This is a genomic window from Xenorhabdus sp. PB61.4, from assembly GCF_963894935.1.
Classification (GTDB): domain Bacteria; phylum Pseudomonadota; class Gammaproteobacteria; order Enterobacterales; family Enterobacteriaceae; genus Xenorhabdus; species Xenorhabdus stockiae.
In genome coordinates this window covers 1-3,054 of the sequence record NZ_CAWQJR010000092.1, presented here as the reverse complement: position 1 = coordinate 3,054, position 3,054 = coordinate 1, and the positions used below count along the sequence as shown (strand labels likewise).

Annotated in this window: 1 protein-coding gene; it reads right to left on the bottom strand. The window is 45.1% G+C overall.

Features of this window, described 5'->3' with window-relative positions:
• Positions 1-2,488 (bottom strand): AMP-binding protein (locus tag AACX68_RS05935; protein ID WP_228860812.1); only part of this gene is annotated, 2,488 nt, incomplete at its 3' end.
• Positions 2,489-3,054 lie beyond the last annotated feature (566 nt).

Genomic DNA, 3,054 nt, shown 5'->3' with positions numbered 1-3,054 from the left:
TCACACGGTGAACCTGTAAGGCCTGAATTAACGCTGCCGGGGTCAATAAGGTGGTACGGTCAATCACCACCAATGTCCCGCCGTTCAGCAGCGGGGCCCAAACCTCAAACGTGCTGGCATCAAACGCCGGATTCGCCATAAAGGCGACTCGGTCATCCGATTCAATTTGAGCATAATTATTATTGATGGCCAGCCGAGTCACTGCACGATGCGGCACCAGTACGCCTTTTGGCGTGCCGGTGGAGCCGGAGGTGTACATGATATACGCTGACTCAGCGCTGGAGCGTGGCAAATCAGGATTACGACTATCTTGCCCACTGTTTGTCTTTTTCTCATCCGAGAGACGCAACAATGGCACAGTCAAGTTAGCCGGGATATCCTCCCGTATATCGGTAAGCAGCAACCGGGCAACACAATCCCTTATCAACCAGTTTTTTCGCTCTTCCGGTACACTGGGATCAATCGGCACATAAACTGCGCCAGCTTTGAGTACCGCCAGTTGGGCGACCACCAACGCCACCGAACGCGCCAGTAACAGCACCACATGCTCACCAGGACAAACACCTTGCTGCATTAGCTGATGAGCCAATCCGTTAGCACGGGCATTGAGTTCGGCATAACTAAGAGTTTGGTCTTCATATACCAAGGCAATCGCTTCTGGGGTCTTCGCTGCCTGCTGTTCAAACAACTGATGGATGCAAGAGGTTTCAGGATAAGGTGTTTCTGTCGTATTCCAGGTTTCCAAAAGTAATATCCGTTCCGTCTCAGAAAGCAAATTAAGCTGCCCGATGGGGATTTTTTCATTTTCTCTTTCTGATGACAGTAGCTGCTGTAAATGTTCACTCATCCGCCGGATCACTGCCGCATCCAGACGATTTTCATCATAAATCCAACGGAAATTGCCCTGCGTATTTATCTGAAATGTCAGTAATTCGCCCGACCTTTCTTGATCACATAACCGATTATCCTGCACGACAGAGACAGCTATCGGCCATGGATAGCGCGTTCTTAATTCTGGGATAGCGGACAGGGCAGGAAAACGCGAAAAAAGGTCACGACTGTATGTGCCGTGCTGTGCCAGCAGGGCTAGTTCATTATCAACAGAGTCAGCAATTTCATGCCACGGTTTATCAAATTCGACTTCAATGGTCATGGGCACCACCGAAGCCATATTTGATAACTCATCGTTTGCTTCCACACACCAACCAATCTGGAGTTCCTCCTGCTGGGTCAACCGAGCCAGATAGATAACGAATGCCTGTAATAACGTTCTCCATAATACTTTTTGACTATTTTGGGGAAAGGCGGATTGCCAGGGACTTATTACCCAGCAGGATTCTGCTGTCTTATGGGGGATATCGAAAGGCAAATGGGCGGGTTGCCAATCGGTAAAACGCTTACACCAAAAGGGTTCATCAGGGGCGAGCTTTTCAAGTGTGTTCTTGATATTCTGCGCCTGTTTTGGTGAAAGTAAAGGTAGCTGTTCACCTGGTTGCAATTCTGATATGTCTGCCAGCGAGTTGGCAGACAGCAACTGGCCTTCCAGCGTGGAAAATCCCCCGATCCGGACATCCTTACTGCCCGTCGCCACCTGCCAGCCCTCTTCCTCCACACGGATCAACATCCCCGGTTTTGCTCCAGAACAGATGTCCAGCCGCTGAAGCCAGGATATTTGTACTGTATCCTGTTTTAGCAACAGTTTTGGGCAACCCAATAGATTAGTCTCATTCTCGCCAAAATCTAATGCACGCACTAACGCCGACAATACCTCATCCGGCTGTTCCCAACATAAGTATCCCCCCGCCTCCGGACGATGCGACAGTGCATAAAAACGCCGTTGCGAAAGGTCTTGTGGATAAGTGATCAATGTGCCGTGGCTCAGCGCTTTTAAGAGTTCATTAAGCCCTTGCCGAGCCGCCTGATGACATTTTAAATTCAATAAGTAAGCCGTATCCTGCTCTTCAATTGAGACTGGCCATTGCATCGCAATGCTTCCGGTATTCACAGCGCCTTCAATACAGTGCCAGGAAATGGCATACGATGTTTCCCTCGCTAACAGCGCCCAGGACGTTGCATAACTGCCGGCATAACGCGGCAAAGGACTGTCATGATAATGAAAAGCACCACCCCGGATTTGTTTAATTAATGAGGCGGGCAAAATGAGGGGATTGACGATGGAGAAAAGCCAGTCAACAGGCTGTAACTGGATGTGTTCTTGTAATTCCTCCACCGAATTAACCCAATCAATCTCCTGCTGTTTAGCCCATGTTTGCAAAACACTATCAGTAGATAACACTGCTTGTATAATATGTCCGGCTGATTGAATTTGTTCAGCACAGGACACCGCAAGGGATGTCCCTCCTACTACAACGCACTTTCGTGATGGAATTGATGTCTCATCTGTACGATGTGGGGTATTTTCATCTAACTTCTGAGAAAGTACTTCGCCTTTAAACATATTTCCCTTTGTAGCAATGTTACCTTTCATTTATTACCTCAATAAACTTGTTAGTTATTTGAAAACTGTTAGTCTTATAATTCAGGTCGGGATTTCACTTTGTAGAAAGAAAACTCATTACATTAATATTGATAATTTCGCACATTCAATACAATGTTATTGATAGGTTTAACTATCTGTTTTATACCCTTCTTCTTTTAAGTTGCAGTTTTGTTGGTTGCGCTCAGTCACATAGTTATCTGTGCTCCCGGTGATTCATTCCCTTGCCGTCTCGCCACATCTTGAAATCTATTGGGTATATACATTTCTCACACGCAAAGAGGATAGTTTTTACGTGAAAAGCCATTTTAAAAATATGAGATTTCACCCTGTCTTATAGTTACCACAAATATTTACTCTTACTATTTGCTTAATAATATGAGAGTGTAATTAATACATAAGGTATTAATGAAAATATTTATACAAGATCTCCTGTCAGTTTATAAATCACATAATTTCTCATTAATAGACAGCAACATCACAATAGTTCTTATGAAGATGGAATAAATAACCACAGCAATAAATCAAAATAAGACATTCTACACTCACATATATTT